This window comes from Streptomyces sp. NPDC002403 (assembly GCF_053593015.1).
Genome location: NZ_JBSFBQ010000003.1, coordinates 212,637 through 230,770 on the forward strand (window position 1 = coordinate 212,637; position 18,134 = coordinate 230,770).

Here is an 18,134-nt window from a genome sequence, read left to right on the forward strand (position 1 = left end):
GGCCCATTGCTGCCGCTGGCACAACTGGGCCACCATCCGTCCATGACTCCCGAAACGCCGGAACTCACGGCGGCAGGCATCGACCCGTTCGACGAGAGCGTCTACCGCGCCGTCCTGACCCGGCACACGGCGGCCCCCGCCGAACTCACCGCGGACCTCGGCTGTTCGGCCGAACGCATCGCCCGCGCATTGGACCGGCTCCGCGACCACGGGCTGGTCGGCCGACTCGCCGGCACCCGCCGCCGGTACGCCGCGATCGAGCCGGGGGCCGCCGTCGAGGCACTGGTGCGGGCCAGGAGCAACGAACTGGAGCGGGTGCGTTCGGCGGCCGGTGAACTGTCCCGCCTGTTCGCCGCCGCGCGCACCGGCGCGACCGACGAGGACGAGGTGGAGATCACCACCGGCAGCGAGGCGCTCGGCCGCTGGTTCGTCCGCCTCCAGCAGGAGGCCCACGAGGACGTGATGACCCTGGACCGGCCGCCGTACGCCCTGACCACCTCCAACCCGGTGGAGGCGACGGCGCTCGGCCGCGGCGTGCGCTACCGCGCGGTCTACGCCCCCGAGGCCCTGGAGTGGCCGGGTGTCCTCGGCGACATCCGCGAACTGGTCCGGCACGGCGAACAGGCCCGCGTCCTGCCCGGACTCGGCATCAAACTCGCCATCGCCGACCGCAGGCTGGCCCTGATGCCGCTCTCCCTCGACCTCGACGACGTCCGCGCCGCGGTGATCCGGCCGTCCACCCTGCTCGACGCCCTCACCGACTACTGGGAACTGTGCTGGAAGCAGGCCCTGCCCCTCGACGCCCCCGCCGAGGACCCCCTGAGCGAGGAGGACCGGCTCGTACTCACCCTCCTGGTCAGCGGCCTCAAGGACGAGGCGATAGCCCGCCAGCTCGGCTGGTCCGTCCGCACCATGCGCCGCCGCATCAGCCGTCTGCACGAGCTCCTCGGCGCCGCCAACCGGTTCCAGGCCGGGGTGATCGCGGCCCGCCGCGGCTGGCTGTGATTCCTCGCGCCGGGCGTGGCACGAGGGGATGTGGTTCCGGCGCGCGCCGCGTGCCTGCACAATGCGGTCTGTGATTGATGAAGATCCGTACCTGTGGCTGGAAGACGTCGAGGGCGAGGCCGCGCTCGCATGGGTGGCCGAGCGGAACGCCGAGACGGAGGCGGCACTGGCCGCCGACGCCGGCTTCGTGCCCCTGAAGGAGCGCCTGCGGGAGGTGCTGGACGCCTCGGACCGCATCCCCTACGCCGTCCGGCGCGGAGCGTTCCTCTACAACTTCTGGAAGGACGCCGAGCACGTACGCGGGGTGTGGCGGCGCACGACGCCGGAGCAGTACCGCAAGGACGCCCCCGAGTGGGAGATCCTTCTCGACGTCGACGCGCTCGCCGCGGCGGAGGGCGAGAAGTGGGTGTGGGCGGGCGCCGCTCTGCGCCGTCCGGACCACGAGCGGGCGCTGGTGTCGCTGTCCCGCGACGGCGGTGACGCCGTCGTGGTCCGTGAGTACGACCTTGCCGCCCGGGCCTTCGTCGAAGGCGGATTCCAGGTGGGGGAGGCGAAGACACAGATCGAGTGGGCCGACGCCGACACCGTGTTCATCGGCACGGACTTGGGGCCCGGCTCACTGACCGACGCCGGCTATCCGCGTACGATCCGCAAGTGGCGACGCGGCACACCGCTGGAGGAGGCCGCCCAGGTCTTCGAGGCCGGGACGGGAGACGTGGCGGTCTGGAGCCGGCACGACAGCACACCCGGATTCGAACGGGACTTCGTCGCCCGGTGGCTGGACTTCTTCCGCAGCGAGATGTTCCTGCTGACGCCGGACGCGGGACTCGTCAGGATCGACGTCCCCGACGACGCCGATGCCCACGCCCATCGCCGGCATCTGATCGTCAATCCCAAGTCCGACTGGCTCGGACAGCCCGCGGGCTCCCTGCTGGCGTTCGACTTCGACGCCTTCCTGGCGGGCGACCGCACGGCGCAGGTGCTGTTCACCCCGGACGAGCGGACGGCTCTGTCCCGGTACTCCTGGACCCGGCACCACCTGGTCCTGGAGACGATGCGGGACGTCAGCACCCGCATCGAGGTCCTCACCCCCGGCCCCGGGGGCGGGTGGGCACGCAGTCCGCTCGCGGACGTCCCGGCGCTGTCCGCGGTCACGGTCGTGAACACGGACCCGGACGTCTCCGACGAGTACTTCCTGGACGTGTCGGGGTTCCTGCAGCCGCCCACCCTCCATCACGGGCGGATCGGCGCCGACTCGGAGATCCTCAAGCAGACTCCGGCCCGCTTCGCCACGGCCGGTCTGACGGTCGAGCAGTTCTTCGCGACCTCCCCCGACGGCACGCGCGTGCCGTACTTCGTGATCGGCCCCGCTCGATCCCCCGACGGCCCCGGCCCCGTCCTGCTCTACGGCTACGGCGGCTTCGAGGTCTCCCTCACCCCCTCCTACGACGCGGTGACGGGCCGGGCGTGGCTGGAGCGCGGTGGCACGTACGTGGTCGCCAACATCCGGGGCGGCGGCGAGTACGGACCGGACTGGCACCAGGCCGCGCTGGGCGCGGACCGGCCGCGGGCCTACGAGGACTTCGCGGCCGTCGCCACGGACCTCGTCGCGCGCGGCATCACCACCCCGGCCATGCTGGGCGCCACGGGGGCGAGCAACGGCGGGCTGCTCATGGGCGCGATGCTCACCCGCTACCCGCACCTGTTCGGTGCGATCGTCGTACAGGTGCCGCTGCTGGACATGCTCCGCTTCCACAAGCTCCTCGCGGGCGCGTCCTGGACCGCCGAATTCGGCAACCCGGACACCGAGGCCGACCGTCCCCATCTCCGCGAGATCTCCCCGTACCACCGGCTCGCCGTGGACCGGGACTACCCGCCCGTTCTGCTGACGACCTCCACCCGTGACGACCGGGTCCACCCCGGCCATGCCCGCAAGGCGGCCGCACGGCTGCGCGAGCTCGGTCACCCGGTCCTGTTCCACGAGAACACCGGTGGCGGCCACGCGGGCGCCAGCAACAACGAGGAGTCCGCCCACAACGAGGCCCTGGTGCACACCTTCCTGTGGCGACACCTCACCCGGGCGGAGCGACCGGTCAGTCCCTGACCCGGCACGGTCCGCCCCCGGCCGGACCGTGCGACTCGTTCAGGTCAGGACGACCGGATTGCCGAGGGCGGCCATGCGCCCGTCGGGACGGCGTACCTCGACCCGGACGAACGCGGACTGCGCCGCGTCGGTGCACCACTCCACGGTGCCGGAACCCGATGCGGGCAGCGACGCGTGGTGTGCCCTCCCCTGCTCGGTGTGGAAGCCGACCGTTCCCGAGGGCACACCGCGTACCTCCGCCCTCACCTCGACCGGTGCGTCCCCCGCTCCCAGCCGCTCACCGATCCTGGCGCTCCGGCCACCGGCCGAGACCGTGAACGACAGCTCGACGGCCGCCGATTCGGCGATCCAGCTCCGGCCGGCGCGGATTCCGTCGAGGATCGCAGCGACGCTCAGCTCCTCGGCCAGCACGACGGTGTGCGGGATGCCGATCTGGTCCTCCAGATGGGTGTCGCTGTTGCCCATCGCCGGCCGCCACCGACCCCGGTGGACGCCGGCCGCCAGGCCGCGCCCCCACTCGGCCAGGGCCGCCTCGTTGTCGGCATTCCACGGCGCGTCCGAACTCCACAGCCCGTTCCACACCTCGACCGCGTCGAACCCCTGGTACGGGTACATGAATGTGCCCGAGGGGTACGGTGCGTGCGGATGGGCCGCCACGCACAGCCCGCCGGCCCGATGGACCTCGTCCAGGCACCGGCCGACCCGCTCGTCCCGCAGGCCGTAGCGCCAGTCGACCACCTGTCCGGGGCGGATGCCCAACGCCAGCCAGTGCCCGGTCCGGGTGGTGACCTCTTCGCCGAGGATCACCAGCAGATCGTCGCCCGCGTGCGGGTTCCAGACGCCGTGCGCCCCGGAGGTGTTGTGTTCGGTGGTGGCCAGGAAGTCCAGCCCCGCCGCACGGGCACCGGACACGAGCTGTTCCGGTGTCAGCCTGCCGTCCGAGTGCACCGAGTGCACATGGCAATCGCCCCGGTACCAACCGCGCCCCCGGCCCGCCACGCGTGCAGGCGGAAATACCGACCCTGACATCCGTTCCCCCCGTCGGTCCGACGTGTACTCGCTCGCCTCTTCCAGCCTGCCATGACACCCGGATCCGGCAGCAAGGCGGCCACCAGGGAATTTCGTATCCCATATCTGGTGGCGAAGAGAGCTCAGCCGTGCGCACTGAGGCTATAGCACGGAGATTTGTTGGTAGAGCGGACCTATTTGGTATACAAAAAAGTCATGCTTGGTCCCACATCACCCCACGGCCCTCCGCAACCGCTCCCGATTCCGCACCCCAGGCGCTGGTGGGCCCTGTGTGTTCTGGGGCTGGCCCAGCTGATGATTCTGCTGGACAGCACGATCGTGAACGTGGCCCTGCCGTCCCTCCAGACCGAACTGGACATGAGCGACGGCGACCGCCCCTGGGTGGTCACCGCGTACACCGTCGCCTTCGGGGGGCTGCTGCTGCTCGCGGGCCGGCTCGCCGATCACCTGGGGCGCAAGCGGGTGTTCACCGCCGGGCTGCTCGGTTTCGCGGCCGCCTCCGCCGCGGCCGGTGCGGCCGCCACCGCTCAGGCCCTCTTCGCGGCCCGCGCCGTCCAGGGTGCCTTCGCCGCACTGCTGGCCGCCTCCGCGCTCGCCCTTGTCGCCACCACGTTCACCGACCCCGGTGAGCGACGCCGCGCCATCGCCGTCTTCGGCGCACTCGGCGGTGCCGGAGCATCCCTGGGCGTCGTCCTGGGCGGAGTGCTCACCCAATGGCTCGGCTGGCGCTGGTGCCTGCTGGTCAACGTGCCCATCGCGCTCGCCGCGCTCCTCGGCACCGCCTGGATGCCGCCCGACCACGCGCAGCGCCTGACCGGCCACATCGACATCGGCGGCGCCGTACTGGGCTGCGGCGGACTGACCGCCATGGTGTACGGCTGCAGCCGGGCCGAGGCGAACGGCTGGCAGGCCCCCTCCGTACTGGGCACCCTCATCGGCGGCGCCGTGCTGCTCACGGCCTTCGCGTACTGGCAGACCCGCGCCGCGGCACCCCTGCTGCCGCCCCGGCTGATGCGGGACCGTCGCAGGGTGGCCTCGCTGGTGGCCGGAGGAGCCCTGATGACGGGGCAGCTCTCCGTCTCCCTGTTCCTCACCTACTACCTGCAGACCGTCCTGGACTGGTCCGCACTGGCCAGCGGTCTCGGCTTTCTGCCGATCAGCCTCGTCACCACCGCCACCGCCACCCAGCTCGGCACGCGTCTGCTGCCCCGGCTGGGCCCCCGCGTGATGATGACCGCGGGTCTGTGCATCTCGGCCGCCGGACTCCTCCAACTCGCCCTCCTGACACCGGACTCCAGCTACGCGGCGAACGTCGTCCCCGCACTGGTCACCTTCAGCGTCGGCATGGGCGGCAGCTTCCTCGCCATCATGACCGGGGCGACCTCCGACGTACCCGCGCAGGACGCCGGAATCGCTTCCGCCTCGGTCAACTCCGCCCAGCAGGTGGGCGGTTCCATCGGCTCTGCCGTCTTCAACACCGTCGCGGCGAGCGCGGCGGCCGCGTTCCACGGCAGCGCACGGGCAGCCACACTGCACGGCTTCACCACCGCCGTCCGGTGCCCCCTGATCGTCCTGCTGCTCGCCGCCGTCGCCACCGCCACCCTCGCCCGCACGCCCGGGCGAACCGTTCTGTCTCTGTCTGCCGGAAAGGTGTCGCGGCCCACCGGGGAGAGTTCCCCAGCGGGCCGTTTCACACCTCGGTGACCTGTGGCATCACACCCGCGGCGGCCAGTTGAGGATCTTCTTGGGGCGAGGCGTCGCGTAGGTGCGCACCTTGGAGGTGCTCAGACCGAGGCGTACGAGGGACTCCGCGATCGTCACGGCGGCGCTCACCCCGTCGACGACGGGAACCCCCGTGCGTGCGATGACCCGCTCGGTGAGACCGGACATGCCCCCGCACCCCAGGCAGATCACCTCCGCCCGGTCCTCCTCCACCGCACGGGCCGCCTGCTCGACGATGGCGTCCACAGCTGCCTTCTCGTCCCGTTCCAGGTCGAGTACGGCGAGTCCGCTGGCCCGTACGGAGGCGCACCGGGCGCTCAGGCCGGCGGCGTGGAGACGCTCCTCGATGAGCGGGACGGTACGGTCCAGGCTCGTGACGACGGAGTAGCTGCGGCCGAGGAACCGGGCGGTGCTCGCGGCCGCCTCGGTGATGTCGACGACCGGGACGTCGAGCAGTTCCTGCAGGCCCTCCCGGCCGTGTTCGCCGTAGCCGGCCTGGATCACGGCGTCGAAGGGCTCCGGGTGGGCGCGGACGGCCTCCATCACGGCGATGGCCGCGAGGTAGCTCTCGTAGTTGCCCTCGACGGACTCCGCCCCGAAGGAGGGAGTCAGCGGAACGATCTCGGTACCGGGTGACGCCGCACCGGCAGCCTGCTCGCCGATCGAGTCGGTGATGGACTGCGTGGTGTTGACGTTCACGACGAGGATGCGCATGGTTCGGCTCTCTGCTGGATGGTTCATTCGGCGGCGACGGCGATCGACTCGCCGTCCACGTCGCGGATCTGTCGGGAGCGGTCGGCGATGACCGCGTACACCAGCGCGGCGAGGACGGCGCCGATGAACCAGGAGAATCCGGCCACGGAGTGGAAGGCGGGCACCAGCGCGACGACGACGGCGACCGCGGCGCTGGGGACGAAGGCCCAGACGGCCCGGGGGTTGAAACCGTGGCGGTAGTGGTACTCGCCCCGGACGTCCTCGTTGTAGAGGTCGGGCACGTTCACACGGGACTTCCGCAGCAGCCAGTAGTCCGCCATGATCACGCCGAAGAGCGGTCCGAGCAGGGCACCGAGCCCGCCGAGGAAGTAGTTCACCACGATCGGGCTGTTGTAGAGGTTCCAGGGCAGGATCACCAGACCCACGACGGCGCTCACCATGCCGGCCCTGCGGAAGTCCAGCCGCTGCGGGAAGAGGTTGACCAGGGCGTAGATGGGGGCCACGAAGTTGGCCATCAGGTTCACCGCGACGGTCAGCGCGATCAGCGCGAGCGAGGCGATCGCCAGCAGGAACATGTTGGGGATCGTCCGCACGATGTCGGTGGGGCTGGTGATGACCTGCCCGTCCAGTTTGAACTGCGCACCGCTGAGCACCGCCACGATCACGGCGAAGAACAGCATGTTCACCGGGATCCCGATCACGTTTCCGCGGACGATGGAGCCGCGGCTTCTGGCGGACCGGGTGAAGTCGCAGAAGTTCAGTACGAACGTCCCGTAGATCACCACTCAGAGCGCGGCACCCTGCAGAATCTGCAGCCACATCGCCCCGCCGGTGAGCGGCTCGTCGATGGACAGGGAGATCGAGCCGCCGGCGCGTACGAACATCCAGACCGCGAGGGCGCACATGGTGATCAGGGTGGTGGGCGCGGCGAAGGCCATGTAGCGCCGGATCATCTGCATCCCGTAACTCACGATGAGGACCTGGAGGGCCCACAACGCGAGGAAGGTGATCCAGCCGAGCGTTGACTGGCCGAGCACGGAGTCGGTGTCCAGGGACTTCAGGCCCGGGAACATCGTCATGACGAGGGTGCTCAGGACCGAGGACGCGAGATACGTCTGGATACCGAACCAGGCGATGGCGACGGCGCCGCGCACCACGGCCGGTATCTTCGCCCCCCTGATGCCGAAGGCGATACGGCTCATGACCGGGAAGGGGACTCCGGTCTTGTGCCCCATGAAGCCGGAGAGGGTCAGCAGGAGGAACAGCAGGAGGGACGCGAGCGCGAAGGCGGCAAGGATGCCCCACACGTTCAGCCCGAGCGCGAAGAGCCCGGTGGCGAACGCGTAATTCCCCAGGCTGTGTACATCGTTGGCCCAGAGTGTGAAGACGTTGTAGGCGCCCCAGCGGCGCCCTTCCTTCTTCGTCGGGGCGAGATCGTACGTGTACAAACCAGAGCTGGCTGTGCCGTTGGTTTCCACGCTCGATCGGTCATCCACGGCAGTCATATGGAGCTCCGGGGAGTGGCGAAAGGGAACGTTCTAAAGTTTCCGCATAATGGAAGTGAACTTCCGTGGATCAAAACGTAGTTTTCGCCAACTCCACCGTCAAGGGCTTGGAGCTGTCTACTTGAGTGTGTTGTGGTTCTTCGCGTGTGGATGTGGTGAAGGCGCTCGATGGGGCTACGCGGCGGTCGGTGCGCCGGGGACGCGGCGGCTGCCGCCGTTGTGCTCCTGCCACAGCCGATAGACGTCGACGGCGGCGTCGCGCGGCTCGTGGCGCATGGGCAGGCGGCGCTCGGTGTAGTCCTTGGCGAACTCGCCGTAGAACGTGTCGAGTTCGAAGTACTTGCGGTCGTCCACGTAGTGCGGCTCGTAGGCGTCGCGGGTGGTGAGGAAGACGACCTCGTCGGGGGAGCAGTAGTACAGCGAACCCAGACACATCGGGCAGGGGTGGGCGAGTACGTAGATGGTCGCGCCGACCAGATGCTCCGTGCCGAGCTTCCGGCAGGCGTCCCGGATGGCGAGGATCTCGGCGTGGGCGGTGGGGTCATTGGTCTGGGCGACCCGGTTGGGGCTCTCGGCGAGGATCTCGCCGTCCTTGACGATGACGGTGGCGAAGGGGCGTCCCCCCTCCTCGACGTTCTTGCGGGCGATGTCGATGGTGTGCTGGGCGAAGTCCATGGGGTCCTCCGGGGTGGGGCGGTCGGTGCCGGACGGGCGGGGGGCCGGGGCGGGCCGGACTCGGCCGTACGGCCTCGCCCGGGCCCGCCGTGTTGTGTTGCGTGCGGGGTCAGAACGGCTTGGTGGGGAGGTACTTGCCGTCCAGGGTGATGACGGCGCGCTCGCCGCCCTCGGGGTCGGCGACCTTCTTCACGTCGAGCTTGAAGTTGATCGCGGAGATGATGCCGTCGCCGAACTGCTCGTGGACCAGGGCCTTGAGGGTGGTGCCGTAGACCTGGAGCATCTCGTAGAAGCGGTAGATGGTCGGGTCGGTGGGAATGCCGCCGGGGATCGAACCGCGGGTCGGGATGGTCTGGAGCAGCATCGCCGCGTCCTCGTCGAGGCCGAGGAGCTCGGCGACGGCGTTGGCGGAGTTCTCCGGCAGGGCGTGCTGGCCGAGCACGGCGGCGGTGACGAAGGCTACCGACAGCCCGGCGGCGTCGGCGATCTGCTCCCAGGTGAGGTCCTTGCGGGTCTTGGCCTCGACGGCGGCGCGAGCGAGGGTCTCGCGGGCGGTGGGGTCGAACTGGGCGTGTGCCATGACGGGGTTTTCCTTTCGGGGGACCGGCCTTCAGGTACGGCCGGTGGTCATTGGGGGGTGGGGGAGGGCGGTCAGGCCGCGACCCGGGCGGTGTCGACCGGCTCGACGGTCCCGGTGGGGATGTCGAACACCCAGCCGTGCAGCGTGAGTGTCCGGTCGGCCAGGGCGCGGGCCACGGAGGGGTGGGTGGCCAGGTTCTGCAGCTGCGCGGCCACGTTCGCGCGCACCAGCGTGGCCACCTTGGCCGGTCCGGAGGCGGCCGGCGCCGCGGCGGCCCGGGCCCGAGCGGCGTCCGCGTGCCGCAGCCAGCCGGCGACGACCGGTGCGGCGCTGAGGTCGTGCTCCTCCGCCAGGGCGGTCATCGCGCCGCACGAGGAATGGCCGCAGATGACGACGTCGGTCACATGCAGCACGGCGACGGCGTACTCGATGCTCGCCGCGATGCCGTCCGGGCCGGACGCGTACGCCGGGACGAGGTTGCCCGCCGTACGGATGACGAACAGCTCGCCCGGATCGCTCTGCGTGATCAGTTCGGGGACCACGCGGGCGTCGGAGCAGCCGATGAACAGCGTCTTCGGTCGGTGGGTCGTGGCCAGACTGGCGAAGAGCCCCGCCTTGGCGGGAAAGACGTCGCGGCGAAAACGTGCAAGGCCGTCCGTGAGGTCATGCATCGGTCACTCCTTTCGGTGAATGCCGCCCCGAGGGGCTGACGGAATCCACCATGCATGACCTCCATCTATAGTGTCCAAGACTTGCTATCCATGATCCCTATAGATCACATCAATAGTCTGGGTTATGCTGTGTGCATGGGTCCGGAACTACGTCACCTCCGCTATCTGATCGCGGTGGCCGAGCACGGCAATTTCACGCGCGCCGCCGAGGAGCTGCGCATCTCGCAGCCGACACTGTCGCAGCAGATCAAGCAACTGGAGCGGGCCGTCGGTGTCCAGTTGCTGGACCGAAGCGGTCGCGGCGTCCGTCCCACCGACGCGGGCGAGGCCTATGTGCACTACGCGCAGCGAGCACTGCGGGAACTGGCGGCCGCCGACCGCGCCGTCCTCGATGTGGCGGACCTCTCCCGGGGGCACCTGCGGCTGGCGGTGACGCCGACCTTCACCGCGTACCTCGTCGGCCCGCTCGTGGAGGCGCTGCACACCCACCATCCCGGCATCATGCTGGAGCTGCGGGAGATGACCCAGGACCGCATCGAGGCCGGTCTGCTGGCCGACGAGATCGACCTCGGGATCGCCTTCGAGGGATCCCATCCGCCCGGGATCGGCGCCACCGCGCTGTTCACCGAGACCCTCAGCCTCGTCGTCACCACGGACCGTGCCGAGAGCCGGGGCGACCGGCCGCTGCCGGTGAGCGACCTGGCCGTCCAGCAACTCGCACTACTCAGTGCGGACTTCGCCACGCGGAACCACATCGACAGCTATTTCGCCCGGCACCGTGTCAGCCCGCCGATCGCCGTGGAGGCCAACACCATCCAGGCCCTCACCGAAATCGTCCGGCGCACCGGCCTGCTGGCCACCGTGCTGCCCGACGCGATCGCGGACGATCACGTCCATCTCGCGCCGATTCCGCTCGACCCCCCGCTGCCCGCCCGCGTGGCGAGCCTGCTGCGCCGGGAGAACGCCTACGAGAGCGCCGCCGCGCGCGCCTTCTCCCGGCTCGCCCACGACCTGGTCCGTGTGCGCGGCTACGCACCGGCCTGAGAACCCCGTGCCGCCGAAGGCACACCCAATGCGGACGTCGAGTGATGAGAGAATTGAGGACATGACAGGGTCTGGGGACTTCGAGCCCGAGTCGGAGCGGGTCACGCGCCGGCTGCGTGACGAAATCATCGACGGCGTGCGTGAGCCGGGCAGCAAGCTCGTCGAGCGCGAGCTCGCCGCGGAGCTCGGTGTGAGCAGGCTGCCCGTCCGGGAGGCTCTGAAGGCGCTGGTAGCCGAGGGACTGGTCACGCCCAGGCCGCGTACCTGGGCCGTCGTGCGGGAGTTCACACCGGCGGACATCGAGGACCTCGACGAGGTCCGCGCGGCGCTGGAGACGCTGACCTTCCGTCTCGCCGCCCAACGGCGCACCCGAGCGGGCCTGGAGAAGCTCCGCGCGGATCTCGACGCCGAACTGAAGGCGGCGGAGAAGGGCGATGCCGTACGGGCCCACCGGGCCGCCGCGGACTTCCACGAGACGGTCACCGCGCTGGCCGACAACGAACTCCTGAACGAACTCCAGGCCGCCCTCCGCAGCAGGATGCGCTGGCTGCTGGGGCAGCACGACGACTTGTCGGGCGTCGCGAAGGAGCACGAGGGCCTGTACAGGGCGATTGCGGAGCGTGATGTCGCGCGGGTCGAAAAGCTGGCCGACGAACACCTGGTGACGGGTCGCAACGCGGCAGCGGCACGACGCAGGCACCAGGGCTGAGCGGTCCTGTTCCGCCGTTCCTCCAAGCGCCGGTGGGGGCGGCCCGCCGACGTGCGGGCCGCCCCCACCGGCGTCAGGCATAGACGATCCCGTCCGGGACATCCGGGCGGATCTCCGTACCGACGGTCCGGCCGAGAAGGTCGTCGAGCCGTTCCGGCGGACCGATGAGCGCCCGCCCGCCCGCCTCGGCGACCCGCACGGCGGCGTCGACCTTCGGCTTCATCGACCCTTCGGCGAAGGCCAGCCGGGAGATCGCCTCCGGTGACGCGGTGAGAATGTCCCGCTGTTCGGGCGTCCCCCAGTTCTCGCTGACGAAGTCACCGTCCGTGAGCATCACCAGCATGTCCGCCTCGAGTTCCGCCGCCAGCGCCGCGGAGGCGAGGTCCTTGTCGACGACCGCCTGAAGGCCCGTCTGCCGCCCCTTGCTGTCGGTCCGCACGGGCACGCCGCCACCGCCGACGCAGACGACGAGGTGACGGTTCTCCAGCAGGGTGCGTACCAGCGGCGCCTGGACGATGCGCAGGGGCGAGGGGGAGGGCACGACCCGGCGGAAGGCCGCCCCGTCGCGCGCGATGGTCCAGCGGTACTCGGCCGCGGCTTCGGCCGCGTCCTGCGCCGAGTACTGGGGGCCGATCAGCTTCGTGGGGTGCTCGAACGCGGGGTCGTTCTCGTCGACCTCGGTGGTGGTGAGCACCGCGGCGACCTCGCGTTCACCGGCGAGCGCGTTCGACAGCTCCTGCTGGATGACGTATCCGATCATGCCCTGCGTCTCTGCCCCGAGTATGTCGAGAGGGTAGGCCGCGACGTCCTGATAGGCGAGGTTCTGCAGGGCGAGGAGTCCCACCTGAGGCCCGTTGCCGTGGGTGATGACGACCTCGTGTTCGCGGGCCAGGCCGGCGAGGGCCTCGCAGGAAGTCCTGACATTCGCCCGCAACCGGTCGGCCGTCATCGGCTCCCCCCGCCGGGCCAGCGCGTTGCCACCGAGAGCCACCACGATGCGCATGGAATTCCTCCTCAGACATGTAGGCCTCTCCATCGCCAAATGGTATACCAGATGCATCACATAGCCGGGGCTGATCGTGTGCCGGCGGGCCGGGACGAGGAGGAGCCCATGACGTCCACCCGATGCGCCTCCGCGCTGCGGGCGGGCTCCGGGGACGCGGCGCTCCTGGCCCTTCTGCGCACGCCCCGGGGCGAAGGCCGTGTCGACTCCGTCTTCAGGCATGTCGTCAACGTGCTGACGCCGGAAGGGAGGCTTGTCGCACTGGCCTCCCGGTCGAGCGGCGACGCTCCGTGGACCCTCGTCGTCGACATCGAGGACTGGAGCGGCTGCGCCCTCCGGCCCGGGCAGGCCGTGCACTTCTGCGCCGACGCGGTGCTCCTTCGGGCCGCCTCGGGGGAACTCCGGATCGAAACCCGGACGGCCCGTGAATGGAATCCCATTCACGCCTCGCTGGAACACCTCGGGGCGGACCACCTGGCCGTGGCCACCCGCGCCCTCGGCCGGCTGCTGCGCGCCCACGGAGTGCCCGGCGGCATGCTCGCCGGCCCGCCGGACGCCCCGGCGATGGACGCGGCCGTCGGCCGAGCACTCGCCGCGGGACGAGCGGCACTCGTACACGCGGTGCGGACCCGGGACGAGGACGGCACACACCGCGCCGTCCTCGGCCTGCTGGGACTGGGGCCGGGCCTCACCCCGGCGGGCGACGACTTCCTCACCGGTCCGGCCCTGCTCTCGTCACTGACCGGCAGCCGCCTGCGCCCCTTCGCCCGCACCCTCACCGGGGTGCTGAGCCGATACGCCGGACGGACGACGCCGCTGAGCCTGACAACCCTGGCCGAGGCCCTGTCCGGACGCGTACGCGAACCCTGGCCCGCGGTACTGCGCGCGCTGTCCGACACCGCCGGTCAGGGCGAGACACAGGTCGTCGCAACCCTCCGCGACCCGGTCCGCCGCGCGCTGGCCATCGGCCACACCTCCGGAACCGACACCCTGTCCGGTCTGCTGACCGGACTCCACCTGGAAAGAGAACTGCGAGGTTCGCTGTGAGCATCACAGCAGTCGTCAAGAAGAACACCTACTTCGACTCGGTGTCCCTGATGTCCATCTCCACCAGGGCCAACAACCTGGAGGGGGTGAACCAGGCATTCGTGGCCATGGGCACCGAGATGAACAAGGGCGTGCTGAACGACCTCGGCCTCCTCACCACCGATCTCGAAGCCGCCACCAACGGCGACCTCATGATCGTGCTGGAGACCCGCGAGGACGTCGACACCCGGGAAGTGCTGGCCGCGGTCGGAGACCTCCTCGTGCACAAGAAGCCGGCCGGCGGGAGCGGCACGGTCACCCACCGGACGGTCGCGGCCGCCGCAGCGCACAACCCCGACGCCAACCTCGCGGTGATCGCGGTCAACGGCGCCTACGCCGGACGCGAGGCCCGCAAAGCGCTGGAGAACGGCCTGCACGTGATGCTCTTCAGCGACAACGTGCCCGTCGAGGAGGAGATCGCCCTCAAGCGATACGCGCACGACCACGGGCTGCTCATGATGGGACCGGACTGCGGCACCGCCGTCATCAACAACGTCGCCCTGTGCTTCGGCAACGCCGTGCGCCCCGGCAACGTCGGAGTCGTCGCGGCATCGGGCACCGGCGCGCAGGAGGTCAGCGTGCGCATCCACGCCCTGGGCGCCGGGATCTCCCAGCTCATCGGCACCGGTGGCCGCGACCTGAGCGAGCAGGTCGGCGGCATCATGATGATCGACGCGATCCGCGCACTGGCAGCCGACCCGGCCACCGGCGTCATCGTGCTCGTCTCCAAGCCGCCGGCCCCGGCCGTGGAGAAGAAGGTCCTCGCGGAGATCGCCACCGCCGGCAAGCCCGTCGTCGTCTACTTCGTCGGCGGCTCCCGGGACGCCGTCACCGACGCCGGCGGACATTACGCCGCGAGCAGCCAGGACGCCGCGCTCCAGGCCGTCCGCCTCGGCGGCGACCCCCACGCGGACGTCGAACCGCTCGATAGCCGACGGGTGGACGAGGTCTGCTCCCGTCTCGCTCCGCAGCAGCAGTTCGTCCGCGGCCTGTTCTGCGGCGGCACCCTGTGCGACGAGGCGATGTACTCGCTGCTCGGGGTCGGCGACAACGTATGGAGCAACATCCAGAAGGACCCCGGCCGCCGCCTCGCCGCCGACAGCCCCAGCACCGGTCACACCTTCCTCGACTTCGGCGACGACGACTTCACCAACGGCCGCCCGCACCCGATGATCGACCCCTCCCTGCGCCTGGCCCGCCTGGTCGAGGAGGCCGAGGACCCGCAAGTCGCCGTCGTCGTCATGGACTTCGTCCTCGGCTTCGGCGCCCACGAGGACCCGGTCGGCGTCACCCTCCCGGCGATCGGACAGGCCCAGCGGATCGCGGCGGAGGCCGGCCGCCACCTGGAGATCGTCGGCTACGTCCTCGGCACCGACCTCGACACCCCGGCGCTCGACGAGCAGGTCGCGGCCCTGGAGGCCGCGGGAGTGACCGTGACCCGCAGCAGCACCGAGACGGGCGAGTACGCCCGTGAGATCGCCAGGAAGGCACAGACCGCATGAGCAGCCCCGTCAACAACCTCTTCGCAGCCGACCTCGACGTCATCAACGTCGGACTGGCGATGTTCGCGGAGGACATCGCCGCCCAGGGCGCGAACGTCACCACGCTCGACTGGACCCCGCCCGGCGGCGGCAACCCCCAGATCCTCGCCGTCCTGGACAGCCTGGAAGCCTCCGACACCGCGGCACGCATCGAGGCGGCCAACGCCGAGGCCGTCGAGCGCATCACCGGCTCCCGGCCCATGCTGGCCGGCTTCGGCCGCGCCCTGGACGTCGTACCCGGGATGACACCGACCACGATCCTGCACGCGGGTCCGCCCATCACCTGGGAGTGCATGGCCGGCGCGATGAAGGGCGCCGTCACCGGAGCCCTGGTCTTCGAGGGCCTGGCCCGCGACCTCGACGAGGCGGCCGCCCTCGCTGCCTCCGGCGAGATCACCTTCTCGCCCTGCCACGAACACGACTGCGTCGGCTCGATGGCCGGTGTCACCTCCGCCTCCATGTACATGCACATCGTCCACAACGAGACCTACGGCAACACCGCGTACACCAACCTGTCCGAGCAGATGGCGAAGATCCTCCGGATGGGAGCCAACGACGAGTCGGTCATCGACCGCCTCGAATGGATGCGTGATGTCCTGGGCCCCATGCTCAAGGAGGCCATGGAGATCGGCGGCCCCATCGACCTGCGCCTGCTGCTCTCCCAGGCCCTGCACATGGGCGACGAGTGCCACAACCGCAACAACGCCGGCACCCTCCTGCTCATGCAGGCGCTCGCGCCGTCGCTCCTGCAGACCGCCTTCACGACCGGGCAGAAGAAGGACGTCCTCGACTTCATCGCCGGCTCGGACTACTTCTCCGGACCCACCTGGCTGGCCATGGCCAAGGCGGCCATGGACGCCGCCCACGGCATCGAGGGCTCGACGATCGTCACCACCATGGCCCGCAACGGCGTCGAATTCGGCATCCGGGTCAGCGGACTTCCCGGAAACCAGTGGTTCACCGGCCCCGCCCAGCCCGTCGTCGGACCCATGTTCGCCGGTTACCGGCCCGAGGACTCCGGCCTCGACATCGGTGACAGCGCAATCAGCGAGACGTACGGCTTCGGCGGCTTCGCCATGGCCACCGCACCGGCCATCGTGCCGCTCGTCGGAGGCACCGTGCAGGAAGCCATCGGATTCACCCGCGACATGGGCGAGATCACGACGGCGCGGAACCCCAACGTCACCATCCCCATGCTCGACTTCCAGGGCATTCCCACAGGCATCGACATCCGCAAGGTGCTGTCCACCGGCATCCTCCCGGTCATCAACACCGCCATCGCCCACAAGGAAGCCGGCATCGGCATGATCGGCGCCGGCATCACCCACCCGCCCGTCGAGGTCTTCGACCAGGCCCTGGTGGCCTTCGCAGCGACACTCGTCTGACCCCGCGCCGGCCCACCCAGGAGACCAGCCATGAGCAGTCGTCAACCCGCAGCGCAGGACGCCGCGCACACGGACGTCGCACCCGACTCCGAGTACGAGCACACTCCCGTTCCCACGGAGCACCGCAAGTCCCTGCTGACCGTGTCGGCCGTCTGGTTCGGATTCCCCATGATCCTGACCAACGCCGTCCCCGGAGGAGTGGTCGTCGCCGTCCTGGGCTTCTGGCGTGGGCTGGCCGCCATCCTCGCCGCCAACCTCGTCATGCTCGTCTACGTCGGGCTGCTGAGCCACCGGGCCGGCAGTACCGGCGAGAACTTCGCCCTCCAGGCCACCAGGACCTTCGGCAGGATCGGCTACGTCATCGCCTCCGGCTTCCTCGCCACGATCGTCGTCGGCTGGTTCGCCTTCAACACCGGCGCCACCGGCGCCACCCTCCACCAGGCCTTCGGCTGGCACGAACAACTCGTCGCCGTGCTGGCCGGGGCCGCCTTCATCGCGATCACCTACCTCGGCATCCGCGCCCTGTCGTGGCTGGGCGCCGTCGCCGCACCCCTGTTCATCGTCGTCGGTGTGATCGCCCTCGTCATCGTGGCCCGGGACCACGACCTCGGCGCCGTACTCGACTACCGGGGTGCCCCGGGGAACAGCACACTGACCTTCGGCGCCGCGGTCTCCCTCATCATGGCCACCTTCGCCGACTCCGGCACCATGACCGCCGACTTCACCCGCTGGTCCAGGAACGGCCGGGAAGCCGTCCTCGCCACCGCGACCGCCTTCCCCATAGCCAGCCTCGTCGCCCAGATCACCGGCGGGGTGGTCGTGGCGGCGGGGGCCATCGCCTCGGCCCGGACCGTCGGCGGAAACTTCCTGCCCATCCTCACCAGCGGTCACGGAGCGGTCCTCAGCGCCCTCGCCGCGGTCTTCGTCTTCGTCAATCTCGGCTCCGTCTGCAGCCACTGCCTCTACAACGGCGCCCTGAGCTGGTCGCACCTGACCCACACCCGGATGCGCCCGATGACCCTCGTCCTGGGCGTCATCGGCACCGCTGCCGCCCTCGCCGGGGTCTGGAACCACTTCCTGGACTGGCTGGTCGTCCTCAGTGTGTTCGTACCACCCCTCGGAGGAGTGCTGATAGCCGATCAGGTGGTTCTGCGCCGCGGCCTGGCAGACCGCCCGGAGGCCGCGGTGCGCCCCACCGCCTTCACCGCCTGGGCGGTGGGCGCCGCCACGGGCGGACTCGTCCACTGGTTCGCACCGGAGTTCTCCGACGCGGTGAGCGGGCTCGTCGTGGCCCTGGCCGTCTACGTCGTGATCGAGCGGGCCGCCGCCCGGCCCGCGGTGGTGCGGACGGCGTAGGGCCC

The 18,134-nt window shown here is 70.3% G+C and carries 15 protein-coding genes and 1 pseudogene; 9 read left to right on the top strand and 7 right to left on the bottom strand.

What is annotated here, in order from left to right:
• Positions 1 to 42: 42 nt before the first annotated feature.
• Both ACWCPY_RS05590 and ACWCPY_RS05595 read left to right on the top strand, forming a co-directional pair.
• Positions 43 to 1,005 (top strand): helix-turn-helix transcriptional regulator, encoded by a 963-nt coding sequence (locus ACWCPY_RS05590; RefSeq protein WP_451263030.1) that lies wholly within the window; start codon positions 43 to 45, stop codon positions 1,003 to 1,005.
• 61 nt (positions 1,006 to 1,066) lie between these two features.
• Entirely contained in the window at positions 1,067 to 3,109 is a 2,043-nt protein-coding gene (locus tag ACWCPY_RS05595; RefSeq protein ID WP_451263031.1) for a prolyl oligopeptidase family serine peptidase, read from the top strand.
• A 39-nt stretch (positions 3,110 to 3,148) separates the two neighbouring features.
• Here ACWCPY_RS05595 and ACWCPY_RS05600 read toward each other — a convergent pair whose 3' ends face one another.
• On the bottom strand, positions 3,149 to 4,138 hold the full coding sequence (locus ACWCPY_RS05600; RefSeq protein ID WP_451263032.1) for a CehA/McbA family metallohydrolase: 990 nt from the start codon (positions 4,136 to 4,138) through the stop codon (positions 3,149 to 3,151).
• A 195-nt stretch (positions 4,139 to 4,333) separates the two neighbouring features.
• On the opposite strand from ACWCPY_RS05600, the gene ACWCPY_RS05605 reads away from it, so the two are divergent.
• A complete protein-coding gene (locus ACWCPY_RS05605) occupies positions 4,334 to 5,842 on the top strand; it encodes an MFS transporter (protein WP_451263033.1) in 1,509 nt (502 codons plus the stop codon).
• A 9-nt stretch (positions 5,843 to 5,851) separates the two neighbouring features.
• Here ACWCPY_RS05605 and ACWCPY_RS05610 read toward each other — a convergent pair whose 3' ends face one another.
• The 5 genes and pseudogenes from ACWCPY_RS05610 to ACWCPY_RS05630 all read right to left on the bottom strand — a co-directional run bounded on the left by ACWCPY_RS05610 (position 5,852) and on the right by ACWCPY_RS05630 (position 10,005).
• Positions 5,852 to 6,574, bottom strand: coding sequence for an aspartate/glutamate racemase family protein (locus tag ACWCPY_RS05610; RefSeq protein WP_451263034.1), 723 nt, complete (start codon positions 6,572 to 6,574; stop codon positions 5,852 to 5,854).
• A gap of 23 nt (positions 6,575 to 6,597) precedes the next feature.
• Positions 6,598 to 8,079, bottom strand: a pseudogene (locus tag ACWCPY_RS05615) (NCS1 family nucleobase:cation symporter-1).
• Positions 8,080 to 8,253: 174 nt separating this feature from the next.
• Complete coding sequence (locus tag ACWCPY_RS05620; protein ID WP_451263035.1) at positions 8,254 to 8,754, bottom strand: nucleoside deaminase; 501 nt, start codon at positions 8,752 to 8,754, stop codon at positions 8,254 to 8,256.
• 109 nt (positions 8,755 to 8,863) lie between these two features.
• The gene (gene cynS, locus ACWCPY_RS05625) at positions 8,864 to 9,334 is read right to left on the bottom strand and encodes a cyanase (RefSeq protein ID WP_451263036.1); all 471 of its coding nucleotides are present in this window, start codon (positions 9,332 to 9,334) and stop codon (positions 8,864 to 8,866) included.
• Between the two features lie 71 nt (positions 9,335 to 9,405).
• Positions 9,406 to 10,005, bottom strand: a complete 600-nt coding sequence (locus tag ACWCPY_RS05630; protein WP_451263037.1) for a carbonic anhydrase — start codon at positions 10,003 to 10,005, stop codon at positions 9,406 to 9,408.
• 135 nt (positions 10,006 to 10,140) lie between these two features.
• Between ACWCPY_RS05630 and cynR the strand changes: the two genes are divergently transcribed.
• Positions 10,141 to 11,049 carry a transcriptional regulator CynR gene (cynR, locus tag ACWCPY_RS05635; protein WP_451263038.1) on the top strand — a complete coding sequence of 303 codons (909 nt, stop codon included), beginning with the start codon at positions 10,141 to 10,143 and terminating at the stop codon, positions 11,047 to 11,049.
• A gap of 61 nt (positions 11,050 to 11,110) precedes the next feature.
• Positions 11,111 to 11,758 carry a GntR family transcriptional regulator gene (locus ACWCPY_RS05640; protein WP_451263039.1) on the top strand — a complete coding sequence of 216 codons (648 nt, stop codon included), beginning with the start codon at positions 11,111 to 11,113 and terminating at the stop codon, positions 11,756 to 11,758.
• A 73-nt stretch (positions 11,759 to 11,831) separates the two neighbouring features.
• Here ACWCPY_RS05640 and ACWCPY_RS05645 read toward each other — a convergent pair whose 3' ends face one another.
• The gene (locus ACWCPY_RS05645) at positions 11,832 to 12,761 is read right to left on the bottom strand and encodes a carbamate kinase (protein ID WP_451263040.1); all 930 of its coding nucleotides are present in this window, start codon (positions 12,759 to 12,761) and stop codon (positions 11,832 to 11,834) included.
• A 108-nt stretch (positions 12,762 to 12,869) separates the two neighbouring features.
• Here ACWCPY_RS05645 and ACWCPY_RS05650 point away from each other — a divergent pair, with 108 nt between their 5' ends.
• Genes ACWCPY_RS05650 through ACWCPY_RS05665 form a run of 4 tightly spaced genes read left to right on the top strand, consistent with a single transcriptional unit; the run spans position 12,870 to position 18,129 of the window.
• Positions 12,870 to 13,808, top strand: coding sequence for an oxamate carbamoyltransferase subunit AllH family protein (locus ACWCPY_RS05650; protein WP_451263041.1), 939 nt, complete (start codon positions 12,870 to 12,872; stop codon positions 13,806 to 13,808).
• Complete coding sequence (fdrA, locus tag ACWCPY_RS05655) at positions 13,805 to 15,349, top strand: acyl-CoA synthetase FdrA (protein WP_451263042.1); 1,545 nt, start codon at positions 13,805 to 13,807, stop codon at positions 15,347 to 15,349. Before ACWCPY_RS05650 ends, fdrA begins: the two co-directional genes overlap by 4 nt.
• Positions 15,346 to 16,773 (top strand): oxamate carbamoyltransferase subunit AllG family protein, encoded by a 1,428-nt coding sequence (locus tag ACWCPY_RS05660; protein ID WP_451263043.1) that lies wholly within the window; start codon positions 15,346 to 15,348, stop codon positions 16,771 to 16,773. Before fdrA ends, ACWCPY_RS05660 begins: the two co-directional genes overlap by 4 nt.
• A gap of 30 nt (positions 16,774 to 16,803) precedes the next feature.
• A complete protein-coding gene (locus ACWCPY_RS05665; protein ID WP_451263044.1) occupies positions 16,804 to 18,129 on the top strand; it encodes a cytosine permease in 1,326 nt (441 codons plus the stop codon).
• The last annotated feature ends 5 nt before the right edge of the window (positions 18,130 to 18,134 follow it).